Annotated in this window: 21 protein-coding genes; 20 read left to right on the forward strand and 1 reads right to left on the reverse strand. The window is 44.4% G+C overall.

Annotation, left to right across the window (positions count from 1 at the left end):
• Window positions 1-78 precede the first annotated feature (78 nt).
• The 11 genes from ileS (at window position 79) to pyrE (ending at window position 11,439) form a co-directional block, all read left to right on the forward strand.
• Window positions 79-2,817: an isoleucine--tRNA ligase gene (ileS, locus tag HNR41_RS02380; protein ID WP_184281347.1), complete on the forward strand. Its 2,739-nt coding sequence runs from the start codon at window positions 79-81 to the stop codon at window positions 2,815-2,817.
• A 3-nt stretch (window positions 2,818-2,820) separates the two neighbouring features.
• A complete protein-coding gene (gene lspA / locus HNR41_RS02385) occupies window positions 2,821-3,300 on the forward strand; it encodes a signal peptidase II (protein WP_184281349.1) in 480 nt (159 codons plus the stop codon).
• Complete coding sequence (locus tag HNR41_RS02390) at window positions 3,297-4,202, forward strand: RluA family pseudouridine synthase (RefSeq protein ID WP_184281351.1); 906 nt, start codon at window positions 3,297-3,299, stop codon at window positions 4,200-4,202. Before lspA ends, HNR41_RS02390 begins: the two co-directional genes overlap by 4 nt.
• Before the next feature lie 229 nt (window positions 4,203-4,431).
• Entirely contained in the window at window positions 4,432-4,953 is a 522-nt protein-coding gene (pyrR, locus tag HNR41_RS02395; protein ID WP_184281353.1) for a bifunctional pyr operon transcriptional regulator/uracil phosphoribosyltransferase PyrR, read from the forward strand.
• Window positions 4,954-4,971: 18 nt separating this feature from the next.
• On the forward strand, window positions 4,972-6,279 hold the full coding sequence (locus HNR41_RS02400; RefSeq protein ID WP_184281355.1) for a solute carrier family 23 protein: 1,308 nt from the start codon (window positions 4,972-4,974) through the stop codon (window positions 6,277-6,279).
• On the forward strand, window positions 6,280-7,203 hold the full coding sequence (locus HNR41_RS02405) for an aspartate carbamoyltransferase catalytic subunit (RefSeq protein ID WP_184281356.1): 924 nt from the start codon (window positions 6,280-6,282) through the stop codon (window positions 7,201-7,203).
• Window positions 7,169-8,431 carry a dihydroorotase gene (pyrC, locus tag HNR41_RS02410; protein ID WP_184281358.1) on the forward strand — a complete coding sequence of 421 codons (1,263 nt, stop codon included), beginning with the start codon at window positions 7,169-7,171 and terminating at the stop codon, window positions 8,429-8,431. The genes HNR41_RS02405 and pyrC overlap by 35 nt, the downstream gene beginning before the upstream one ends.
• A gap of 17 nt (window positions 8,432-8,448) precedes the next feature.
• Window positions 8,449-9,207: a dihydroorotate dehydrogenase electron transfer subunit gene (locus HNR41_RS02415; RefSeq protein WP_184281360.1), complete on the forward strand. Its 759-nt coding sequence runs from the start codon at window positions 8,449-8,451 to the stop codon at window positions 9,205-9,207.
• Window positions 9,207-10,115, forward strand: coding sequence for a dihydroorotate dehydrogenase (locus HNR41_RS02420; RefSeq protein WP_184281362.1), 909 nt, complete (start codon window positions 9,207-9,209; stop codon window positions 10,113-10,115). The genes HNR41_RS02415 and HNR41_RS02420 overlap by 1 nt, the downstream gene beginning before the upstream one ends.
• Before the next feature lie 21 nt (window positions 10,116-10,136).
• Window positions 10,137-10,832 (forward strand): orotidine-5'-phosphate decarboxylase, encoded by a 696-nt coding sequence (gene pyrF / locus HNR41_RS02425; protein WP_184281364.1) that lies wholly within the window; start codon window positions 10,137-10,139, stop codon window positions 10,830-10,832.
• Window position 10,833: 1 nt separating this feature from the next.
• Window positions 10,834-11,439 carry an orotate phosphoribosyltransferase gene (gene pyrE / locus HNR41_RS02430; protein WP_184281366.1) on the forward strand — a complete coding sequence of 202 codons (606 nt, stop codon included), beginning with the start codon at window positions 10,834-10,836 and terminating at the stop codon, window positions 11,437-11,439.
• Window positions 11,440-11,597: 158 nt separating this feature from the next.
• Here pyrE and HNR41_RS02435 read toward each other — a convergent pair whose 3' ends face one another.
• Entirely contained in the window at window positions 11,598-13,292 is a 1,695-nt protein-coding gene (locus HNR41_RS02435; protein ID WP_184281368.1) for an Rqc2 family fibronectin-binding protein, read from the reverse strand.
• A gap of 130 nt (window positions 13,293-13,422) precedes the next feature.
• Here HNR41_RS02435 and gmk point away from each other — a divergent pair, with 130 nt between their 5' ends.
• The 9 genes from gmk (at window position 13,423) to HNR41_RS02480 (ending at window position 24,199) form a co-directional block, all read left to right on the forward strand.
• A complete protein-coding gene (gmk, locus tag HNR41_RS02440) occupies window positions 13,423-14,046 on the forward strand; it encodes a guanylate kinase (RefSeq protein ID WP_184281370.1) in 624 nt (207 codons plus the stop codon).
• On the forward strand, window positions 14,046-14,240 hold the full coding sequence (gene rpoZ, locus HNR41_RS02445) for a DNA-directed RNA polymerase subunit omega (protein WP_184281371.1): 195 nt from the start codon (window positions 14,046-14,048) through the stop codon (window positions 14,238-14,240). Before gmk ends, rpoZ begins: the two co-directional genes overlap by 1 nt.
• 48 nt (window positions 14,241-14,288) lie before the next feature.
• Complete coding sequence (gene coaBC, locus HNR41_RS02450; protein ID WP_376698651.1) at window positions 14,289-15,485, forward strand: bifunctional phosphopantothenoylcysteine decarboxylase/phosphopantothenate--cysteine ligase CoaBC; 1,197 nt, start codon at window positions 14,289-14,291, stop codon at window positions 15,483-15,485.
• A complete protein-coding gene (priA, locus tag HNR41_RS02455; protein WP_184281376.1) occupies window positions 15,485-17,866 on the forward strand; it encodes a primosomal protein N' in 2,382 nt (793 codons plus the stop codon). The genes coaBC and priA overlap by 1 nt, the downstream gene beginning before the upstream one ends.
• Window positions 17,867-17,876: 10 nt before the next feature.
• Window positions 17,877-18,812, forward strand: a complete 936-nt coding sequence (fmt, locus tag HNR41_RS02460) for a methionyl-tRNA formyltransferase (RefSeq protein ID WP_184281378.1) — start codon at window positions 17,877-17,879, stop codon at window positions 18,810-18,812.
• Entirely contained in the window at window positions 18,812-20,113 is a 1,302-nt protein-coding gene (gene rsmB / locus HNR41_RS02465) for a 16S rRNA (cytosine(967)-C(5))-methyltransferase RsmB (protein ID WP_184281380.1), read from the forward strand. The genes fmt and rsmB overlap by 1 nt, the downstream gene beginning before the upstream one ends.
• A 23-nt stretch (window positions 20,114-20,136) precedes the next feature.
• Window positions 20,137-20,883, forward strand: coding sequence for a Stp1/IreP family PP2C-type Ser/Thr phosphatase (locus HNR41_RS02470; RefSeq protein WP_184281382.1), 747 nt, complete (start codon window positions 20,137-20,139; stop codon window positions 20,881-20,883).
• Window positions 20,880-22,865 carry a Stk1 family PASTA domain-containing Ser/Thr kinase gene (pknB, locus tag HNR41_RS02475; protein WP_229714925.1) on the forward strand — a complete coding sequence of 662 codons (1,986 nt, stop codon included), beginning with the start codon at window positions 20,880-20,882 and terminating at the stop codon, window positions 22,863-22,865. Before HNR41_RS02470 ends, pknB begins: the two co-directional genes overlap by 4 nt.
• 65 nt (window positions 22,866-22,930) lie before the next feature.
• Window positions 22,931-24,199 (forward strand): cytochrome P450, encoded by a 1,269-nt coding sequence (locus tag HNR41_RS02480; protein WP_184281384.1) that lies wholly within the window; start codon window positions 22,931-22,933, stop codon window positions 24,197-24,199.
• Window positions 24,200-24,237: the final 38 nt, after the last annotated feature.

Here is a 24,237-nt window from a genome sequence, read left to right on the forward strand (position 1 = left end):
AGTCAAGAAGGGTGGTACCGCGGTCATTCGCCCCTTAATATGCTTAGAGTCTTTTTATTATAAAAAAGGAGAATCATTATGGACTATAAAGACACTCTGTTAATGCCGAAAACAGCATTTAAAATGCGCGGCGGTTTAGTAAACAAAGAACCAAAAATGCAGCAGCACTGGGAAGACATCGATCTTTACAACAAAAAACTTGAATTAAACAAAGGCAACACGCCTTTCGTTCTGCACGACGGACCTCCATACGCTAACGGAAATCTGCATATGGGACATGCGCTTAATAAAATTATCAAGGATTTCATTAACCGCAACAAACAGATGCAGGGCTATTACACACCTTACGTTCCCGGCTGGGATACGCACGGTCTGCCGATCGAACAGGCACTGACTAATAAAGGTGTCGACCGTAAATCAATGTCTATCGAGGAATTCAGAAACAAATGTATCGAATTTGCAAACTCCCAAATCGACATTCAGCGCGACGGCTTTAAGCGTATGGGTATCGACGGCGAGTGGGACAACCCTTATTTAACTTACAAACCTGAGTTTGAAGCATCCCAGATCCGTGTTCTAAAAGATATGGTCACTAAAGGTTTAATCTACAAAGGCAAGAAACCTATTTACTGGTCTCCGACAAGTGAATCATCACTTGCTGAAGCAGAACTTGAATACCAGGATAAAAAATCACCATCTATTTACGTAGCATTCAAAGTTAAAGACGGCAAAGATACTGTTGACGGAGGCGTTAAATTTGTTATCTGGACAACAACTCCATGGACAATTCCGTCAAACCTTGCACTTGCTGTGCATAAAAACTTAAACTACGTACAGTTTAACTATAACGGCGAAGAATTTATCGTAGCAGAAGATCTGCTTGATACTTTCGCTGACGAAGTGGAATTTGACAAAGAGCAGATCACACGTACGAAAGAGTTCAAAGGTTCAGAACTTGAGTACATTACTGCAGAACACCCGTTATTCGACCGTGAGAGCCTTGTAGTGCTCGGCGATCATGTAACTACTGAAGCAGGTACAGGTGTCGTTCATACAGCACCCGGACACGGGGACGATGACTTTAAAGTAGGTCAGCAGTACGGCCTGGATGTATTAAGTCCTGTAGACAACAAGGGTGTCTTCACTGAAGAAGCCGGCAAATATGCAGGCATGTTCTACGATGATGCAAACAAGGTAATTTCAGATGATTTGAAAGAAGCCGGCGCATTATTAAAACTGTCATTCTACACGCACTCGTACCCGCATGACTGGCGTACGAAGAAACCTGTAATTTTCCGTGCAACACCGCAGTGGTTCGCTTCAATTGAAGGCGTACGTGAAGATATCCTTAATGCATTAATGGATACGAAGTTCCAGGTTGAGTGGAACCGTAAACGCATGTACAACATGATTAAAAACCGTGGAGACTGGGTTATTTCACGCCAGCGCGTATGGGGTGTGCCATTACCGTTCTTCTACGGTGAGAATGGTGAGGAAATCATCGACGCCGACGTACTTGAGCACGTGGCAACTTTATTTGAAGAACACGGTTCAAACATCTGGTTCGAGTGGGATGCAAAAGACCTGCTGCCTGAAGGATACACACATGAAAGTGCTCCGAACGGCGTATTCACTAAAGAAACAGACATTATGGACGTATGGTTCGACTCAGGTTCAACACACCGCGGTGTGCTTGATTACAGAGAAAACTTAACTTATCCGGCTGATCTTTACTTTGAAGGTTCCGACCAGTACCGGGGATGGTTCAACTCATCACTTATTACAAGTGTTGCAACGAGAGGCCATTCTCCGTATAAAGAACTGTTATCACACGGTTTCGTAATGGACGGTCAGGGCAAGAAGATGTCGAAATCACTCGGCAACGTTATTCTGCCTACAAAAGTAATGCAGCAGATGGGTGCAGATATTATCCGTCTGTGGGTAATGTCATCTGACTTCCAGGAAGACGTTCGCGTATCTGACGACATTCTGAAACAGGTTTCGGAAGTGTACCGCAAGATCCGCAATACTTTCAGATTCCTGTTAGGTAACGTTAACGACTTTAACCCTGCAGAAAATAACGTAGCTTACGAAGACTTATTTGAAGTCGATAAATATATGTACAACCGCTTTAATGAGCTGAAAACATTTATGCTGGATTCGTACGACCGTTACGACTATGTAACGATGTATCAGACAGTACAGAACTTTATCAACGTTGACCTGTCAAATTTCTATCTGGATTACGGCAAGGATATTCTGTATATCGAAGATGCAGACGCGCCGATCAGACGCAGCCTGCAGACAGTACTGTACAAAATTCTTAAAGAATTAAACCTTGTGCTTGCACCGGTGCTGGTACACACTGCTGAAGAAATTTACGAGCATACACCGCACACTGAGAAGGAAAGTGTTCATCTTGAACTCTTCCCTGACCGTGAAGAAACTGATGCTGCACTTATTGGGAAATGGCAGAAGTTCATGACGGTCCGCGACGATGTATACAAAGCGCTTGAAGCAGCACGTAATGAAAAGATAATCGGTAAATCACTCGATGCTAAAGTTACACTTACACAGCCTGCAGACTTTAATCTGGACGACATCCGCGGCAACCTTGAGCAGTTCTTCATCGTCTCTCAGGTTGAAGTGGCTGATGCAGTTGAAGGCGGCACGGAGTATGATGTTGTAACAGTTAAAGTTGAACATGCTGACGGCGAACGCTGTGACCGCTGCTGGAATTATTCAACAGCTGAAACATTAGTGGAAGGCGAAGACGATATTTGTCCGCGCTGCCGCGAAGTTGTGGATGCACAGTAAGCGATGAAACAATACAGAATACTGCCTATGGCTGTTATCGGAATTATTGTGCTCGCAATCGATCAGCTGACTAAATATTTAGTGGCAACACGAATGGAGCTCGGCGAGTCCATCCCGGTTCTCGGGGAGTTCTTTAAAATAACTTCCCACCGCAACAGCGGTGCCGCATGGGGAATGTTTGAAGGACGTATGTTGTTCTTCTATATCATTACCGTCCTGGTACTTATACTTTTAATATATTTCTATAAGACGGAAGCAAAGAATAACTTTTTAATGCAGCTCGGTATTACACTCCTGATGGCAGGTGCAGTCGGCAACTTTATCGACCGCCTGTTATTCCAGGAAGTTGTCGATTTTGCAGATGTACTCTTAATCGCTTATGATTTCCCTATTTTTAATGTGGCGGACAGTGCCCTTACAATCGGCGTGATTATAATGTTAATCGAAGTATTTATAACGGGAAGAGGTAAAGAAGAAAAATGAATTTAATTATAACTGAAGAAAATGCAGGCGAAAGACTGGATACAGTACTCGCAGGCATCGTTCCCGACACATCCCGTACAGATATACAGAATCGCGTAAAGTCGGGTCACATTACAGTGAACGGCAAAACAGTAAAACCGAACTATAAAGTAAAACAGGATGACAATGTTGAAATGCTTGAACGTGAAAACGTTGAAGCGGATATTGTTCCTGAAAATTTAAATCTTGATATTGTGTATGAAGATGATGATGTTGCGGTTGTTAACAAAGATCGCGGCATGGTGGTTCATCCGGCGGCAGGACATGCGTCAGGCACGCTCGTTAACGGACTGATGGGTCAGCTTGACAACCTGTCCGGCATTAACGGCGAACTTCGTCCGGGAATCGTTCACCGTATTGATAAAGACACGTCAGGTCTTCTGATGGTTGCCAAACACGATGTGGCGCACCGTCACCTCGTTGATCAGCTCGTTGAAAAATCGGTGACGAGAAAATACACAGCACTTGTACACGGTGTGATTCCTCACAACCTCGGTACGATAGAAGCACCGATCGGGCGTAATCCGAAAGAGCGTCAGGATATGGCTGTTGTCGATGAAGGCAAGGATGCTGTAACGCACTTTAACGTACTTGAACGTTTCGAGAACTTTACACTTGTTGAGTGTATTCTTGAAACAGGACGCACTCACCAGATCAGAGTGCACATGAAATATATCGGCTATCCGCTTGCAGGGGACCCGAAATACGGACCGAGAAAAACGCTTGATGTCGGGGGCCAGCTGCTGCATGCGGGTACTCTTGGATTCACACATCCGAAAACAGAAGAGCGTATGGAATTTAAAACTGAGCTTCCTGCATACTTTACGGATGTACTGGACGAAATGCGTCAGGCTGAAAAATAACCGCTTGACTTAAATCACTCCGGCTGGTATGATAATTTCAATCAATCGAATACGAAGTCTTTAAATTTTAGTCCTGTGAGGCTAAGAAGACGTGAACTGCACAAAGAACAGTAATCTGGGCCGGAATGGGCAGACTATACAAAATTCTCTGTGCGATAATATAGGATAACTATATACTCATGTCTTCTGACATGAGTATTTTTTTATGCAAAAAATGGAGGAATCATAAATGACGGCAAAAATAATTATGGACAGCGTACAGATAAAAAGAGCGATAACACGAATGTCCCACGAAATACTTGAAAAACATAAGGGCAGTGACAACATTGTGCTGCTCGGAATTAAAACACGCGGTGAACATCTTGCATTGCGCATCCAGGAACGCATCGAAGAAATAGAAGGTGTGAAGCTGCCGACAGGCACAATCGACATAAGCGCATTCAGAGATGACCGCCCGGAAGATGTACTGGCGGATAACCCGGTTGTAGTGGATACAGACTTTACAGACAAGAACGTAGTGATCGTCGACGATGTGCTCCAGACAGGGCGCACAATCAGAGCAGCGATTGACGCAATACTCAATACGGCAAGACCGACGACAATCTCACTTGCAATACTCGTTGACAGAGGACACAGAGAGCTGCCGATCAGACCGGACTACGTCGGTAAAAATATTCCGACATCGAAATCAGAAAAAGTATCAGTGAAAATGGAAGAAGTCGATCATGAAACGAGTGTTACCATACTTTAATAAAAAGGGGATTGGAAGATGGCAAAGTTTGAAGATGAAATTTTTCAGCGCAGTGTAGAACCTGAGCTCGATGTACATGAAAGACCGAAATTTTTCCAGGGGCTGCTGCTGAGTTCCCAGCACCTTTTTGCAATGTTCGGAGCGACAGTGCTCGTACCATTTCTAACAGGACTGCCGGTCAGCGCTGCACTGATTGCAAGCGGAATCGGCACACTGCTCTACATTCTTATTACAAAAGGCCAGATACCGGCTTATCTCGGCTCAAGCTTTGCTTTTATACTGCCGATTACAATCGCACTCGGTGCGAATACGCTTGGTGAAGTGCTCACCGCACTGTTCTTCAGCGGTGTGCTCTACGTCATTATCGGACTGATAATACGCCTTGCAGGAACGGGATGGATTATCAGTCTCCTGCCGCCGATAGTCGTCGGACCGGTCATTATGGTAATCGGCCTCGGCCTTGCACCTGTAGCAGTGGACATGGCGATGTATACAGACTCAGGCAATCAGGAAGGCTACAGCATGACGTACATCACTGTCGCACTGATTACACTGACAATTACAGTACTTGCATCAATCTTCCTTAAAGGTGTACTCGGCTTAATCCCGATACTGATCGGGATAATCGGCGGCTATACAACAGCGCTGCTGTTCGGCATCGTAGACCTGGACCTGATTAAGAGCACAGGATGGTTTGTACTGCCCGACCTGTACATCCCTTATCAGGATTACACACCGGCAATGAACATCGGGTTATTCATGGTCATGCTGCCGATTGTGTTTGTAACAATCTCAGAGCACATCGGACATCAGATGGTGATTAATAAAATTGTCGGCCGCGACTTCTTTAAAAAACCGGGACTGCACCGTTCGATTATCGGTGACGGTGTAGCGACAATGTTTGCCAGCACAATCGGCGGGCCCCCGACTACGACTTACGGCGAGAATATCGGTGTCCTTGCAATCACGAGAATATTCAGTGTCTGGGTAATTGGAGGCGCGGCAGTGCTCGCAGTAATACTCGGCTTTGTCGGCAAGTTTACTGCAGTTGTCCAGAGCATTCCGTCACCGGTTATGGGCGGTGTATCAATACTGCTCTTCGGAATTATCGCATCAAGCGGACTGCGCATGCTGATCGACGCAAAAATTGACTTTGACAACAAACGCAACCTGGTTATCGCATCGGTGATACTGGTCATTGGAATCGGTAAAGCACATTTAGACTTCACGATAGGCAACATTCCATTCAACCTTGAAGGAATGGCGCTCGCTGCAGTAGCAGGAATTATTCTAAATCTAATTTTACCTAAGAGGGAGACGAACTGAATGAAAAACTTATTATCTATGGAACATGTCACTCCGAAAGAAATCGAAGCATTAATTACGAGAGCAATCGATATTAAACACGGCAGATCGGTAATAAAGCTGAACGGCAAAACAGTCGTGAATCTGTTCTATGAAAATTCAACAAGAACGAAGCTGAGTTTTGAAATGGCCGAGAAAAACCTTAACATTGAACGGCTGCCATTCGATGTATCGACAAGTTCGGTATCAAAAGGAGAATCACTTTACGACACATGCAAAACGCTTGAAGCAATCGGCGCAGACGCACTCGTAATCAGACATCCGGATAATAAGTATTACGAAGGACTCAAAAACCTCAATATCCCGGTAATTAACGGAGGAGACGGCAGCGGATCACATCCGTCACAGTCACTCCTTGATATGATGACAATTTATGAAAACCTGGGACAGATCTGCGGCTTGAAAGTTGCAATTGTCGGAGATATAAAACATTCCCGTGTTGCTAAATCAAATGCAGAGGCGCTGACAAAAATGGGCGCTGAAGTGTATTTCTCAGGCCCGCGCGAACTTCAGGATAACACGCTTGGAATTTCCCACATCAGCATCGATGAAGCGGTGGAAATGTGCGATGTTATTATGCTGCTGCGCGTTCAGCACGAACGTCATGAATCATATACACAAATGCCTAAAGAAGAGTACAACGCACTGTACGGTATGAATAAAGAACGCATGGACAACATGAAACCGCACGCTCTGGTAATGCACCCGGCACCAATCAACCGCAACGTAGAAATTACGGAGGATGTGATTGAAGGCGAGAAGAGTGTGATATTCGAGCAGATGACAAACGGCGTATTTATGCGCATGAGTATTTTAGAATCAGTACTGGACAGAGAAGGGAGCAACAACAATGCTTTTGAAAAACGCTACGCTGTTACTCAATAATGAGGAACAGACATCAGATGTATATATTAAAGATGGAAAGATTGCTGAAATCGGGCAGAATTTAAACGCAGACGGTGAAGTAATTGACTGCACCGGACTGTTATTAACACCCGGACTTGTCGATGTTCACGTTCATTTAAGAGAGCCCGGATTTGAACATAAAGAAACGATTGAAACAGGATCAAGAGCTGCGGCGCGCGGCGGTTTTACAACAATCTGCCCGATGCCGAATACGAATCCGATTATAGATACGCCGGAAATACTCCGTGATTTAAATACTAAAATTAAAGAAGATGCAGTAATTAAAGTACTGCCTTACGTGTCGATTACAACAGGATTGAAAGGCGAGGAACTTGTAGACTTTGACAACTTAAAGGCGGAAGGGGCATTTGCTTTCACTGACGACGGTGTCGGGGTTCAAAGTGCGGACATGATGTACCGTGCAATGCAGGCCGCTGCAAAACTGGATATGGCAATAGTTGCACATACAGAAGAGAACACGCTGATTTACGGCGGAGCAATTCACGAAGGCAGAACAAGTGAAAAACTTGGTATTAAAGGAATTCCCGCAATTACTGAATCGACGCAGATTGCACGGGATGTACTTCTTGCCGAAGCGGCGGACTGTCATTACCACGTCTGTCATGTCTCGACTAAAGAGAGTGTCAGAGTTATCCGTGACGCTAAACGTGCAGGTATTAAAGTGACTGCTGAAGTTACACCGCATCATCTTGTACTGGATGAGAATGACATTACTGAGAAAGATCCAAACTACAAAATGAATCCGCCGCTCCGCGGTTCGGATGACAGAGAAGCATTAATAGAAGGACTGCTTGACGGCACGCTCGACTTTATTGCGACAGATCATGCACCGCATCATGAAGATGAAAAAGCAGCGGGTATTGAAACGGCCCCATTCGGTATAGTCGGAATTGAAAATGCCTTCCAGCTGGTCTATACAAAACTTGTTAAAACCGGTGTATTTACGCTGCAGCAGGTAATTGACTGGATGACAGTTAAACCTGGCGAGGTATTTAAACTCGACAGCGGAAAGCTTGAAACAGGCAAAGCGGCTGATCTGACACTGATTGATTTAAACCGTGAATACACACTGGATAAAAATGAATTTTTATCTAAATCAAAAAATACGCCGTTCCATGGTGAAACATTGCAAAGTGATATTGCCATGACAATCGTTGACGGAAAAATTGTGTACGACAATAAGTAAAATACAGGGGTGCTGACATGCTTCAACTTGCAACCGCAATATCCAAATCAGAAATTGCCGATAATATTTATGAACTTGTTCTTAAAACGGCGCTCGGTAAATATACGCTCCGTCCGGGACAGTTTGTTCATGTGAGAGTGTCAAAGTCTGTTGAACATGTGCTGAGACGGCCGATCTCAATTTCAAATATTGATAAAGGCAATAATGAAATTACGATTACGTTCCGGGCGGAAGGGCCGGGGACGAAAAAACTTGCTGAGATTAAAGAGGGCGAGACGGTCGATGTGCTGATGCCGCTCGGCAACGGATATAATATTGAATCTGCCAAAGCGGGAGAGCATGTTCTGATTGTCGGCGGGGGAATTGGTGTGCCGCCGCTGTATGAACTGTCAAAACAGCTTCACGAACGCGGTGTTAAAACAACGCACGTACTTGGTTTTAACAGTAGAAAAGATGTGTTTTACGAAGCGGATTTTAAAGCGTTCGGGGAAACATATGTTGCAACAGCTGACGGAACATACGGTACGAAAGGATTTGTAACAGACGTTATTGGGGAAATCGGAACTGGATTTGATAAGTTTTATGCATGCGGACCTAAAGTAATGCTGAAAGTGCTGGATGAAACGATGCCGATGGACGGCTTCATTTCCCTGGAAGAAAGAATGGGCTGCGGCTTCGGAGTATGCTATGCATGCGTATGTGATACTAAAGATGGCCGTCAGGTTAAAATTTGTACGGACGGCCCCGTATTTGAAAAAGGAGCGGTTGTACTGTGATGGACAAACTACAAATTAAGCTGCCGGGTCTGGACTTAAAAAATCCGATTATGCCTGCATCGGGATGTTTCAGTTTCGGTGAGGAGTTCTCACATCTGTACGACTTGTCGGAGCTCGGTGCGATTATGATTAAAGCGGCGACAGATGAACTGAGACCGGGTAATAAAACACCGAGAGTTGCAGAAACATCAAGCGGCATGCTTAATGCAATCGGGCTGCAGAATCCCGGTGTGGATCACATTATTGAGAATGAACTTAAATTTCTGGAACAGTATGATGTACCTGTCATTGCAAACGTGGCAGGAACTAAAATTGAAGATTATGTTGAAGTGGCAGAAAAAATTTCGGCTGCACCCAATGTCAGTGCACTGGAACTGAATATTTCATGCCCGAACGTTAAAGAGGGCGGTATTCAATTCGGTACCGACCCTGAAACAGCATACCGTCTGACAGCGGCGGTTAAGGAAGTCAGTACAAAACCGGTGTATGTAAAATTGTCACCGAATGTAACGAACATAGTGGAGATGGCTAAAAGTGTGGCTAAAGCTGCAGACGGCATTTCGATGATCAACACGCTGATCGGTATGCGTCTGAATAACAGCGGGCGTCCGATACTGGCTAATACGACAGGCGGTCTGAGCGGACCTGCAATTAAACCGGTCGCCTTAAACATGGTGTATCAGGTCAGACAGGCACTGCCGGATATTCCAATTATCGGCATGGGCGGTATTGCAACAGTCGATGATGTACTGGACTTTATCAGTGTAGGTGCAGATGCAGTGGCAATCGGAACGATGAACTTTACGAATCCTTATATATGCAAAGAACTGATTGATGAACTTGGGAAAAAGACAGAAGAAATGAATCTGAATCATATACACGATATAAAAGGACGGGCTTTTCTTTAACACATTAGGAGGAATTTTAAGATGACAGCGAAACCAATTATTGCATTAGATTTCAGTACATACGAAGAGGCGAAAACATTTCTCGCAGGCTTCGATGAAAAACTGTATGTTAAAATCGGCATGGAGTTGTATATGCAGAGCGGGCCGGCAATTATAGATGTGATTAAAGCATACGGCCACGATGTTTTTCTGGACTTAAAATTACACGATATACCGACAACAGTCGAACGCACGATGTCGGTGCTCGGGAAACTTAATGTGGATATGGTTAACGTTCATGCATCCGGCGGTTATGAAATGATGAAACGTGCCGCATCGGCTTTCAGAAAAGAAAATGCAGACGGTAAAATTATTGCGGTGACGCAGCTGACAAGTATGGATGAGCATACGATGCAGCGCGAACAGCAGACACCGCTGTCATTAACGGACAGCGTACTGCATTATGCTGAACTGGCATATAAAGCAGGGCTCGACGGTGTCGTATCATCACCGCTTGAAAGCAGAATGATTCATAACGAAATCTCGGAACATTTTTTAACAGTAACACCGGGAATCCGTTTATCGGAAAATAATAACGACGATCAGGTGCGCGTCGTTACACCAGACAAAGCGAAACAGCTCGGTTCTGATTATATAGTCGTAGGCCGTCCGATTACACAAAGTGATAATCCGGCGAAGGCTTATAAAGAGATCAAACAATTATGGGAGGGCAAGTAATATGTATCCATCAGTTGCACACACGTTACTCGATATAGATGCGGTAAAACTGTCGCCGAAAGATCCGTACACATGGGCGAGCGGGATAAAATCTCCAATCTACTGCGATAACAGACAGATCTTAGGAAATGTTGAAGCCCACCGCAAAGTAATAGAGCTGCTGATAGAACAACTTGCACAGTTTGATGAAGCAGACGTCATTGTCGGCACGGCAACTGCAGGTATTCCTCATGCAACACTGATTGCCGACCGTCTGAACAAGCCGTCAGCGTATGTCAGGGGATCAAAAAAGGCACACGGCACAGCACGCCAGATAGAAGGCGCTGCAGTTAACGGCAAACGGGTGGTCGTTATTGAAGACTTAATCTCAACAGGCGGTTCAAGTTTGAACGCTGTCGAGGCGCTGCGTGAAGACGGCGCTGAAGTACTCGGTGTCGCTGCGATATTCTCATACGGCATTACAGGCGCACAGGAAAAGTTTGAGAATGCAGAATGTGCATATTCGGTATTGTGTGATCTTGATACACTGCTTGACGTGGCACAGGAACGTAATGTGCTGGATACAAAAGGTGCAGACGATGTCCGCAGTTTCAGAGACAGATTATAATACAGCAGAACCGGCAAATCGACAGATTTGGCGGTTTTTTAATTTGTGCGGATTGTCTCATGCGGTCGAATGCTGCTAATCAACTGTATGAAGTAGTCACATGCGGTCACAAAATATTTTAACCACAAAAAAAGCGCCGGATTAACGGCGCTTCCATTTTAATCTTTCTTCATTTCTTTAACTTTCTCCGGATCAGGGTCAACGAGTACAGTCAACTGTTCACTGTAAGTTACAAATCCGGGTTTTGTTCCCGGTATATTTTTAACATGTTTGATTTCCGTGTAGTCGACAGGCACGCCTGCTGATTGTCCGGCTTTCGAGTGGAATGCTGCAAGCATTGCCGCTTCAAGTATGTCTTCTTCTGATATGTCTGAAGCGTTATGTGCGATAACTACATGCGATCCCGGAATATCTTTCGTATGGAACCACAGATGGTTATTCTGTGCTTTTCTGTTTGTTAAATAGTCATTCTGCTTATTGTTCTTGCCGACAAAAACAGGCAGGCCGTTTGATGTTTCAAATTCATGCAGCTGAATTTTGTTTGTTTTCTTTTTCTTCTTGCCGCGGCTGCGTTCTTTAATAATTTTCTGTTCGGTTAATTCCTGACGGACTTCCTCGACTTCATCTGCTGTTGTAATGTTTTCCATCTGATGCAGCAGGTTGCTGAAGTACTCAACATCCATATGGGCGAGGCGAAGCTGGTCTTTTGCAACTTTCTCACGGTTTTTAAGCTTGTTGTACATATTGTAGTAACGCTGTGCGTTCTCAGCTGGAGAGAGCTGTTTATCGAGCGGAATTTCTATATCTTCGTTCGTATAGTAATCCATCACGACGGCAGACTCCTGATAGCTGCCGATATTATGCATGTACGCAGTAATCAGCTCACCGTATTTCTGATACTTGTCTTTTTCTGCAGCTTCTTTTAAATCCGCTTCAAGGTTCGTAATTTTACGAATCGTCTTATCGTGTTCGCGTTCAATAACCTGCAGATAATCCGACGATTTCTGGCGGATGGCGCTGATCTGATTGCGGCGGTGATAAAATTTATCGAGCAGTTCGCTTAAAGAACCGTATATTTTATCCGGCTCGCCGAGATGCGCCAGCGGGGTAAAGTAAAAGACCGGTTTTTTTAAGTCGTAGTAAACCGGCTGAATGTTTTCGCCTGCTTTCAGCGTTTCTTTAATCGCCGGTACGATATTATCCGTATTGAAATATTTAACATGAGATTCTACTTCATCGATAAACAGCGGGCTGAAGCCTTCAATATTTGTCAGTATCTGACGCTTCAGTTTTCCTGAGTTAAAGTCGATAAATTTCGGCAGTTCATTCAGTTCTTCCGTTCTCGGATTTAATTTTTTATCTGTCGGCGGTCCTTCATACGTGAAGCCCGGCATAATCGTACGAACATTATTGTTCGGTGTTAAATGTTTAATACCGTCGATAATTTTATATTCTTTATCTGTTAAAATGATATTCGAATGGCGTCCCATTATTTCCAGTATCAGTATTCGTTCAATGTCATCTCCGATATCGTTGATGGCACGTATATGAATATGAACCTGGCGGTCATTGCCAAGCTGTTCAATGGACGTAATAAAACCGCCTTCGATGTGTTTTCTTAAAATCCGTGAAAACATCGGCGGATCGAATGGGAACTCATATTTCTGCTCCGTTATATGGAAGCGGGCATACATCGGATGGCTGCTTATTAACAGCTGATGATTTTTACCGCCTGCGCGCATTTTAAATAGAAGAGATGAATTATCCATCTGCTGAATTTTATTTATTTTACCGCGCACTAAAAATTGGAGTTCATCTACCAGTGCATGTGTAAAATTTCCGTCAAAAGCCATGGGGTATCCTCCTCAAAATGATTACATATTATTTTAGCATGAATAGAGGTTTAATGTCCGTTTTAAGGATGAAATTTTATGCAATCTGTGGTACATTAAGAAGTAATCAAAATTAGAAAGGTTACATTCTATGGTATCTGATAAAGGATTGCTCATCGTTCTCTCGGGCCCTTCGGGCGTCGGTAAAGGCACAGTAAGAAAAGCTGTATTCGACCACCAGGAGACGAATTTTAAATACTCTATTTCTATGACAACAAGACAGAAACGAGAAGGCGAACGTGATGGCATAGATTACTTTTTCAAGTCGCACGAGGAATTTGAAACACTTATTGAACAGGATAAATTCATCGAGTACGCTGAATATGTAGGGAATTACTATGGCACACCGGTAGATTACGTTAAAGACACAATTGCAGACGGACACGATGTTTTTCTGGAAATTGAAGTTGAAGGCGCGAAGCAGGTAAGGGAGAAATTCCCGGACGCATTATTTATCTTCCTGGCACCGCCGACACTGGCGCAGCTTGAAGAGCGTTTAATCGGCCGCGGTACGGATTCACAAGAAGTGATTAATCACCGTATTAAAGAAGCGAGACGTGAACTCAGTCTGATGAACTTATACGACTATGTCGTAATTAATGATGATGTCGATACAGCGCGTCAAAAAATTCAATGCATTGTTGAAGCGAGTCATCTCGAACGTTCAAGAGTGGAAAACAAGTTAAGAAAACTTTTACTGGAGGCAAATAATTAATGTTATACCCAGCTGGTCATGAACTTAAAAAGAACGTCGATTCAAAATACCTTGTAGTAACGATGGCGGCAAAGCGCGCAAGACAGTTACAGGATAACCCTGAAGGTGGAGTGCTCGAATCATACCAATCTAAAACGAACGTCGGCTACTCTCTTGAAGAGATCGCAGCAGGCAAAGTTACAGTACACAAATAAAAGAGATATAATGAGGCTGACAAGAAATTGTCAGCTTTTTTTAAAGAGGTGATTAATTTGGCAAATATTGTCCTCGGAGTAACAGGGGGAATTGCGAGTTATAAAGCAATAGATTTAACAAGCAAACTCATACAATCCGGCCATGAAGTCCGCGTTGTCCTCACGGATAACACACTGGAATTCGTGACGCCGCTTGCTTTTCAGGCAATCAGCAGAAACCACGTCTATACAAATACTTTTTTAGAAGAAAATCCAAGTCATATTGCACATATTAATATCGGTGAGTGGGCGGACATTATTGCAGTTGTTCCGGTCACAGCCAATACAATCGGCAAGTTTGCCAACGGCATCTATGACAATATGCTGCTTAACGTGCTCGCAGCCAATACGAAACCCGTATTAATGGCGCCGGCAATGAACGTTCATATGCTGCAGCAGCCGTCAGTTCAGGAAAACATCGATAAACTGCGCAGCCAGGGTGTGGAGTTTATCGATTCGGAAACAGGTTTTCTTGCATGCGGCTACAATGCTAAAGGACGTCTTGCAGCAGTACCCGATGTCATGGCAAAAATTAACGAAATGCTGAGTGATAAGCAGGAACTGAAAGGCAGACGCGTACTCGTTACGGCAGGACCGACGAGAGAACGCCTTGATCCAATCAGATACCTGTCCAATTTTTCAAGCGGGAAAATGGGCTACAGTATCGCGGACAGCTTTAAACGCCGCGGGGCTGAAGTAATACTGGTCAGCGGACCGACTAATCTGCCGGTGCCGCCGGGTGTTACGCACATCGATGTGGAATCAACGGCGGAGATGTTTGAAGCCGTTAAAGCACATATGGATGCCGATATCGGTATTTTTACTGCTGCAGTCTCGGACTTTACAGTGAAAGACAAAAGCACGCAGAAAATTAAAAAACAGGCGGGTATTGTACCGTCAATCGAATTAACTGAAACACAGGATATTTTAAAATATGCCGGTCATAACAATAAAGATATGTATGTCGTCGGCTTTGCTGCGGAGACGGATAATGTTGAAGCTTATGCACAGGGGAAACTCGAATCCAAAAAAGCGGACGCGATTATTATGAATGATGTCTCGGATACTTCAATCGGCATGAACAGCGATGATAACGAAGTAACGATTATTTATAAAGACGGCGGCAAAGTGCCGCTGCCTAAAATGGCGAAGACCGAACTTGCAGAAAAAATTGCAGACGAGCTTGTAAACAAGGTGATGCACTGATGTTTGCTGCAGTAATCGTCGGCGTCAACAGTAAGAACGTTAACCGGCTGTTTGATTATAAAATCCCGGAACGCCTCACGGATGTTATTAAAGTCGGGCACCGTGTCTTCGTGCCGTTCGGTCCAAGACATGTGCAGGCTTACGTTATGAGTATTCATGATGAAAGCGATGTACCGGCCGGCAAAGTAAAAGAAATCGTCAAGGTAATGGATGTCGAGCCTGTACTGACAGATGAACTGGTTGAGCTGTCTAAGAAACTGGCAGCGTATTATATTGAACCGTACATTTCCGTTATCGAAACAATTTTGCCGGTGGCATTGAAAACAAAATCCAAAAAAGTACTGCTGCTGGATGATGCGGCTTCAGGGGAAGCGAAGTTTACTTACGACAGCTATGCCGTAAACGGGGAGCTGGAAACAAAAAGCCTCCATACACGTGAGCTCGCAGAACTGGTGCCTTATATCGAAACCGGTGAGATTTATGAAGATATTCTGATTAAACAGCACACGCGTAAAAAAGTTCAAAAAGGTGTACGCTCTCTGTATTTAAACAAAGCCCCGCTTGAACGTGCACCAAAACAGTTTGAAGCACTGCAGGTTATTGAAAATTACAATGAACCGGTGCTGCTGACTGAGCTGAAAGCACAGGGCTATTCAGAAGCAATCGTCCGTGAACTGGAGAAAAAAGGATACGTTGAAAAACTCGACATGATTGTCGAGCGGGATCCTTATGAATCGACAGTGTTTGAAGCGGATTATGAAAAGGAATTAACAACAGAGCAGGCAGATGCATTTAACAGTATTAATGCCGCACTCAACGATAAAAAAGACGAAACATTTCTGCTGCACGGTATTACCGGAAGCGGGAAAACAGAAGTATATTTACAGCTGATACAGACAGCGCTGAATAATAACCGCGATGCGATTATGCTGGTGCCTGAAATTGCACTGACGCCGCAAATGGTTAACCGATTTAAAGCGCGCTTCGGCGACGATGTGGCAGTATTGCATTCAGCACTGTCACACGGTGAAAAGTACGATGAATGGCGTAAAATCCAAAGTGGACGCGCGCGGGTATCAGTCGGCGCACGTTCTTCAATATTCGCACCGTTTAAAAATATCGGTATCATTATTATCGATGAAGAACATGAAACAACTTATAAACAGTCGGAACGCCCGATGTACCACGCAGCGGAAGTTGCCAAACTGCGCGCGGAGTATCATCAGTGTCCGGTTGTGCTCGGTTCGGCGACACCGTCGCTGGAATCATATGCAAGGAGCTCAAAAGACGTTTACAAACGTTTTGAACTCACACACCGTCCTGGAATGCAGCCGATGCCGGAGGCGGACATTGTTGATATGAGCGATGAGCATAAGGACGGCAACTCAGGGATATTATCTAGAAAACTTGAAGCGGCAATCCGCGACAGAATTAATAAAGGCGAGCAGACCGTTCTTCTGTTAAACAGAAGGGGATTTGCGAACTTCCAGATCTGCCAGAATTGCGGCCACGTGCCAAACTGTCCAAATTGCGATATTTCGCTGACGTATCATAAAAACAACAACAGTCTGTTATGTCATTATTGCAGTTACGAAGAACAGGTAACGCGTAAATGTGCGGACTGCGGTTCAAATGATGTGACATTCCGGGGAACGGGTACGCAGAAAGTGGAAGAAATTTTACGGGATGTATTCAACGTGGATATTATCCGGATGGATGTCGATACCACACAGCGTAAAGGTGCACATGAGCAGCTGCTCAGCCGGTTTGAAAACGACAATGTGCCGATACTGCTGGGTACCCAGATGATCGCAAAAGGACTCGATTATCCGAATGTGACGCTGGTCGGCGTACTGAATGCGGATACGATGTTAAATCTGCCGGACTTCAGAGCGAATGAACGGACGTTCCAGCTGCTGACACAGGTGGCCGGCCGTGCAGGCCGTCATGAACTCCCGGGTGAAGTAATATTCCAGACGTATAATCCGGAACATTACGCAATCACACTCGCAATGAAAAATAACTATACGGAATTCTATGAAAAAGAAATGCAGTTCCGTAAATTTGCGAGATACTCCCCGTATTACTTTCATATTCTGTTCACTGTTTCGGCGGAACGGATTCAGGACTGTCTTGAAGCGACAACGGATATTCATAAAACACTGGTCGATAATGTCAGCGAAAGCTGTATTATTATCGGCCCGTCGCCAAGTCCGATTGAAAGAATTAAAAACAAAAACAGATTTCAGATTCTTTTAAAATATAAGAGAGAACCTGAATTGAAAAATGTACTCGACGCACTCGATGAAAAATATACTCAAATATATAAAAAGACTGGATTGTCTTTAAAAATTGATGTCGATCCACAATATATTATGTAGGAGATTTAATATGACAAAAATTATCTTTATGGGTACTCCCGATTTTTCAGTACCGATATTAAAAGAACTTCATAAAGAATACGGCGTCGACCTGGTAATATCACAGCCGGCCCGTCCTGTCGGACGCAAAAAAGTTATGACAGATCCACCGGTGGCAACAGCGGCAAAACTGCTCGGTATTGAAACTTACCAGCCGGAAACGATGAAATCCGACGAAGCATTTGAAATCGTTTCGGACCTGAATCCGGATTTAATTATTACAGCTGCTTTCGGTCAGCTGCTGCCGGAAAATATTTTAAATATACCGGCACTCGGTTCGCTGAATGTCCATGCATCACTGCTGCCTAAACACCGCGGAGGCGCACCGATTCACCGTGCGCTTATAAACGGCGACGATGAAACAGGTGTAACAATTATGTACATGGCGAAGAAACTCGATGCAGGGGATATTATTGCCGCACGCAGCATTAACATTGAAGACAGCGATAACACAGGCAGACTGTTTGATAAACTGAGCGGTGTGGGTGCCTCGCTGCTGATGGACACACTGCCGTCCGTAATCGACGGAACAAATGAACGTACGCCGCAGAATGACAGCGAAGCGACATTCAGTCCGAATATTTTAAAGAGCGACGAAGTGATCAGCTTTAACAAGCCGGCACGTGAAGTGTTTAATCATATCCGCGGACTTGCGCCGTGGCCGGTCGGTCATGCGATGCTCGGGGACAAGCGCCTGAAGATTTTTGCAGCAGAGCTTGCTGACAGTACAGTACAAAAAGAACCGGGAACAATTACAGGGAAAAGTGAGAACGGCTTTCTGGTCGCATCAGCAGACGGACTTGTAAATATTACAGAAGTTCAGCTTGCGGGCAAAAAGAAAAATAATGCGCTTGATTTTATTAACAATAACAGTGATTTAATCGGCACGAAACTGGGTGAGGACTAATGACAGTCAGAGCATTGGCATTGGAATTATATGAAGAAGTAATCGATAACAAAGCATACAGCAACATCGTGTTAAACGATGCATTGCGTTTTGAAGAATTAAACCCGCAGGATAAAGGGCTGCTGACGGAAATACTTTACGGCACGCTGCAGCACAAGCTGACATTGGAATATTACATCAGACCGTTTATTAAAACGAAACTGCGCCGCTGGCAGCGCTATCTGCTGCTCATATCTGTTTATCAGCTGGAATATCTTGACCGTGTACCGGATTTTGCGGTAATCAATGAAGCGGTTGAGATTGCGAAAGAACGCGGCGGTCTGCAGGCGGGAAAACAAATCAACGGTATTCTGCGTGCTTATTTACGCGGAGAGCGACCCGATATCGACGGCATTAAAAATGATGCGGCACGGCTGTCGCTGAAGTACAGCATGCCGAAATGGCTTGTGAAGCACTGGTTTAAACATTACAGTACAGAAGAAACAGAGCGCATTATTTCATCGCTGAATGAAAAACCGCAAATGTATCTTCGCGTTAATAAAAAACTCGTGGACAGAAACAATTTAATAGAAATACTGCTGAATGAAGGATATGACGTCAGAGAATCAGAGCTGCATCCGGATGCGATTGAATTTAACGGGCAGAATATTACACACAGCCGAAGTTACAAAGACGGTTTCTTTGCAATTCAGGACGTATCATCCATGTTTGTGAATCTTGCGCTGGACCCGGCGGGAGAAGATGATATTCTTGATGCATGCAGTGCGCCCGGCGGTAAAGGGCTTCACGCTCTTGAATCGATGGACGGCGGCTCTGTAGCACTCGGTGATGTGCATGAACATAAAATCACACTGATCGATAATGAAGCAGCGCGACTTAAACATTCGAACTACGAAGCATTTGTGGCAGATGCTGCAAAATATAATTACGGCCGTCAGTTTGACCGTATAATCGTCGACGCACCATGCTCCGGTTTAGGTGTTGTAAAACGCAAACCTGAAATTAAATATGAGCGCAGTGAAGACAGTATTAACGAATTAGTTGAACTGCAGATCGAAATTTTAGATAATGTTAAAAAGTATTTGAAACCGGGCGGAGTATTAATTTACTCTACCTGTACAATTCATCAGCTGGAAAATGAAAATGTCGCGTATACTTTTAAAAAGAATAACGATGACATTGAATTTGATGATTTCAGCATTCCGGCATTTAACTTTACGGGGCCATACAGACAAATCCTTCCGTATGAACATCACACCGATGGTTTTTTCATTGCGAGATTTAAAAAGTCTGACAGCTGATCCACGGAGCAGGAGGGTTAATTTTGAAAATAACTGAAAAAAGTATCTGCGGTAATTACAGAGAAATCAATGAAGATTTAACAGGACATTTTTACAACCGCACAAGCCAGCCGCTGCTCTTAATCGCAGACGGTATGGGGGGGCACCAGTACGGTGAAGTCGCGAGTAAATTTGTTTACGATAAAGTAAAAACGGCATGGGAAAACAATAACCTGTTTAATATGGATGAAGCGGAACGCTTTTTACGCGCTCTGGTAATGAAAACAAATCATGAATTATATGATTATCAGGAAGAAAATCCCGAATACCGCGGCATGGGAACGACACTCGTACTGGTTGCAGTAATAGAGTCATCAATTCTCGTGTTAAACGTAGGGGACTCGCGTGCATTCGTGATGAACAACCGTAAAATTGAACAGGTCACCGAAGATCACACATTTGTGAATGTGCTAGTGTCGAGCGGTGAAATAACAGAAGAAGAAGCACTGACGCACCCGCGCCGTAATTTAATTACGAAGGCGATGGGAACGGAAAAAGTAATTCAGGCTGATGTGTTCCGCCTCCGCGGACGCCAGTATGATTACATCGTGCTTGCGACAGACGGGCTGACAGATGCTGTCAGAACCGATGAGATCCATCATTTAATGTACAGTACGAAACTTACGCTTGAACAAAAAGCAGCTGAGCTGACGAAAACTGCAGAAATAAACAACTCGCGGGATAACATCAGCGTCGTCCTTGCAGACCTGAAAGCAGGTGGAGACAAGTGATCGGCAAAGTAGTTTCCGAACGTTATAAAATTGAAAAATATTTAGGCGGCGGTATGAGTTCCGTATATCTGGCAACAGATATTATTTTGAACCGTGAAGTTGTCGTCAAGATGATTAAAGCGGATCCGCTGGACAAAGAAAAATCTGTGCGCCGTTTTCAGCGCGAAGTTGAAAGTACAATCCAGCTGTCTCATCCGAACATCGTCAGCGTGATTGATGTCGATGAAACAGAGGAGTATCACATACTTGTCACAGAAGTGGTTCACGGATCGAATTTAAAAGAGCATATCGTTAAAAACAGCCCGCTCGATATCGATGAAGTAATCAGCATTGCGATGATGACATTGCGCGGTATTGAACATGCACACGACCGCGGGATTATTCACCGCGATATTAAACCGCAGAATATTCTTATCGATGAGAACGGCAAAGTGAAAATTACTGATTTCGGTATTGCGAAAGCTCTGAGTGAGACGCGAATGACCGAGACGAACCAGGTCATCGGTTCAGTACAGTATATTTCCCCGGAGCAGGCAAAAGGGCATAATACAGACGAACGGACAGATATTTATTCATTTGGTGTCATGCTGTTTGAACTGTTAACCGGGCGTCTGCCGTATGAAGCAGAAACTGCAGTGTCAGTCGCATTGAAACATATTTCAGAACCGTTTCCCGATATTTCGGAGTACCGTGATATTCCAGTCGGTTTAAAAAATATCGTGATGAAGTGTACAGAAAAAGAACCGCTTAACAGATACAGGCATGCTGATGATGTGCTGTCGGCACTGGTCTACTATAAGGATGTTTCAAAGCCGTATGTACCGGCTAAAAAAGAAGAGCAGGAACAGACGATGGTGACTCCGGTTCAGAAGACAGAAAAACAGGAACCAAAAGAAAAAGTACAGGCAGCCCCGCTGCCGGTGCAGGAACCGAAAACGTCAAAGCCTGAAGAGGAACCGAAGAAAAAGCGGCGTAAATGGCCGTGGGTATTATTCTTTCTTCTTTTCCTGCTGGCAGCTGCAGCGCTCATAGCATTTCTGATGTGGCCGAGACAGTCTCCGACTGTGAGCCTTCAGAATCTGCAGGATATGACGGTTGAAGAGGCAGAAGAATATCTGCTCTCGGAAGATCTCGCAGCCGGAGAAATTTCAGAAACTTACGATGATAACTTTGAAGAAGGCAGTATTATACAGACGTCGCCCGTATCGGGTGCTGAAGTCGAACGCGGCGGCACTGTGGACATGCTTGTCAGTCTCGGCGAAGCGCCGTATAAGATAGAGGAGTATACGAATCAGATGTTTGATGATGTGGAAGCGGACCTTGAATCAGAAGGATTTATGAATATCGACAGAGAAGGCCGGTACAGTGATCAGCCGGCGGGTATAATTCTCGAGCAGGATATTGCTCCGGGTGAAGAGGTGTATCCCGACGAAACATCAATTACATTCACAGTGTCGGACGGTGTCGAGCCGGTTCCGATTACGAACTATGCCGGGACATCCCTCGATGCGGCACGTGCAGAACTTGAGAGTCAGGGCTTTATCGTTAATGTAACGACAGAAGTCTACAGCAATGAAATACCTGAAGGTGCAATCGTCTCGCAGGACCCGAGCTACGGCGACTTCCTGCCCGGTTCTCAGATTAACGTCATCGTCTCGCTCGGTGAAGAACCGCCGAGCGAAACGACGTACCAGATTTCGCTGAATATCCCTTATCCGGAAGAAGAGGAAAGCAGTGCTTCTTCGAAAGATAAAGATGAGGATAAGAAAGATTCGAAAGCGGATAAAAAACCTGAACCGGTTGAAGCTGAAATCTTTATCGGTGATAAGGATAACGATGTAAAAGAGGTTTCTGAAACGATTGAAATTACCGAAGATACCAATCATACGATTTCACTGATTCTCCAGGAAGGCGAATCAGGACAATACCGTGTAGAGGTTGACGGAGAACGAGTAATAAGCGAAACTGTAGTTAATGAGTAAATATTGGCATTGGCTTTACTGTTTATATATAATGGTGAAGTACATTCGAATTGGAGGAATGAATTATGGCATCACTTAAGAGGGATAAAGGCCTGGATAACACTTTAAAAGTAATGAAACAAGGATACCTTTATACTACAAACCAGCGTAACCGTTTAAACACTACGGTGTTTGAAACGAAAGTATTGGGCGGTAAGCCTTTCGCGGTAGTTACAGGTAAAGAAGGCGCAGAAATGTTCTACAATAACGAAATCGTTCAGCGTGAAGGCATGCTTCCGAAACGTATCGTTAACACACTTTTCGGTAAAGGTGCAATCCACACTATCGATGGTAAAAAACACATCGACAGAAAAGCGTTATTCATGAGCTTAATGACTGAAGGAAACCTTAACTACGTTCGTGAACTGACACGTACTTTATGGCAGGCGAACACTCAGCGTATGGAAAGCATGGATCAGGTAAACATTTACCGCGAATCTATCGTTCTTCTTACTAAAGTCGGTACCCGCTGGGCTGGAGTTCAGGCACCGCCTGAAGATATCGAAAGAATCGCAACTGACATGGATATTATGATCGACTCATTCAAAGGTCTTGGAGGCGTGTTCAAAGGATATAAAGAATCCAAAGCTGCCCGCCGCCGTGTAGAAGACTGGCTGGAAGAGCAGATTCTTGAAACACGTAAAGGTAACATTCATCCTCCTGAGGGAACTGCACTTTACGAATTCGCTCATTGGGAAGACTACCTGGGGAATCCGATGGATTCAAGAAACTGTGCAATCGACTTAATGAACACATTCCGTCCATTAATCGCTATTAACAGATTCGTATCATTTGGTCTGCTTGCTATGCATGACAATCCGATTTCACGCGAGAAAATCAAGAGCGAGCCTGACTATGCATATAAATTTGCACAGGAAGTCCGCCGTTTCTACCCATTCGTTCCATTCCTGCCTGGTAAAGCCAAGGTGGATATCGACTTCCAGGGTGTTACAATTCCTGCAGGTCACGGTCTTGCATTAGACGTATACGGAACAATGCATGACGAAACAGTTTGGGAAGATCCAAATGAATTCCGTCCGGAAAGATTCGAAGACTGGGACGGTTCACCGTTTGACCTTATTCCGCAGGGCGGCGGAGATTACTGGACTAACCACCGTTGTGCCGGTGAGTGGATTACAGTAATCATCATGGAAGAAACTATGAAGTACTTCGCAGAGAAAGTTACTTATGATGTTCCGGAACAGGACTTAACAGTCGACCTTAACAGTATCCCCGGATACGTTAAGAGCGGATTCATTATCAGCAACGTTCAGGAAGTAGTAGACAGAAAATAATTCTTTAAATAAAAACACACTTGATTCCTTCCGGGAAT

Origin of the sequence: Jeotgalicoccus coquinae (assembly GCF_014207425.1) — a bacterium.
Classification (GTDB): domain Bacteria; phylum Bacillota; class Bacilli; order Staphylococcales; family Salinicoccaceae; genus Jeotgalicoccus; species Jeotgalicoccus coquinae.

Excerpts from the sequence above, each read along its gene's own strand:
- ileS (WP_184281347.1), top strand. The coding sequence starts at position 79 with ATGGACTATAAAGACACTCTGTTAATGCCGAAAACAGCATTTAAAATG.
- lspA (WP_184281349.1), top strand. The coding sequence starts at position 2,821 with ATGAAACAATACAGAATACTGCCTATGGCTGTTATCGGAATTATTGTG.
- HNR41_RS02390 (WP_184281351.1), top strand. The coding sequence starts at position 3,297 with ATGAATTTAATTATAACTGAAGAAAATGCAGGCGAAAGACTGGATACA.
- pyrR (WP_184281353.1), top strand. The coding sequence starts at position 4,432 with ATGACGGCAAAAATAATTATGGACAGCGTACAGATAAAAAGAGCGATA.
- HNR41_RS02400 (WP_184281355.1), top strand. The coding sequence starts at position 4,972 with ATGGCAAAGTTTGAAGATGAAATTTTTCAGCGCAGTGTAGAACCTGAG.
- HNR41_RS02405 (WP_184281356.1), top strand. The coding sequence starts at position 6,280 with ATGAAAAACTTATTATCTATGGAACATGTCACTCCGAAAGAAATCGAA.
- pyrC (WP_184281358.1), top strand. The coding sequence starts at position 7,169 with ATGCTTTTGAAAAACGCTACGCTGTTACTCAATAATGAGGAACAGACA.
- HNR41_RS02415 (WP_184281360.1), top strand. The coding sequence starts at position 8,449 with ATGCTTCAACTTGCAACCGCAATATCCAAATCAGAAATTGCCGATAAT.
- HNR41_RS02420 (WP_184281362.1), top strand. The coding sequence starts at position 9,207 with ATGGACAAACTACAAATTAAGCTGCCGGGTCTGGACTTAAAAAATCCG.
- pyrF (WP_184281364.1), top strand. The coding sequence starts at position 10,137 with ATGACAGCGAAACCAATTATTGCATTAGATTTCAGTACATACGAAGAG.
- pyrE (WP_184281366.1), top strand. The coding sequence starts at position 10,834 with ATGTATCCATCAGTTGCACACACGTTACTCGATATAGATGCGGTAAAA.
- HNR41_RS02435 (WP_184281368.1), bottom strand. The coding sequence starts at position 13,292 with ATGGCTTTTGACGGAAATTTTACACATGCACTGGTAGATGAACTCCAA.
- gmk (WP_184281370.1), top strand. The coding sequence starts at position 13,423 with ATGGTATCTGATAAAGGATTGCTCATCGTTCTCTCGGGCCCTTCGGGC.
- rpoZ (WP_184281371.1), top strand. The coding sequence starts at position 14,046 with ATGTTATACCCAGCTGGTCATGAACTTAAAAAGAACGTCGATTCAAAA.
- priA (WP_184281376.1), top strand. The coding sequence starts at position 15,485 with ATGTTTGCTGCAGTAATCGTCGGCGTCAACAGTAAGAACGTTAACCGG.
- fmt (WP_184281378.1), top strand. The coding sequence starts at position 17,877 with ATGACAAAAATTATCTTTATGGGTACTCCCGATTTTTCAGTACCGATA.
- rsmB (WP_184281380.1), top strand. The coding sequence starts at position 18,812 with ATGACAGTCAGAGCATTGGCATTGGAATTATATGAAGAAGTAATCGAT.
- HNR41_RS02480 (WP_184281384.1), top strand. The coding sequence starts at position 22,931 with ATGGCATCACTTAAGAGGGATAAAGGCCTGGATAACACTTTAAAAGTA.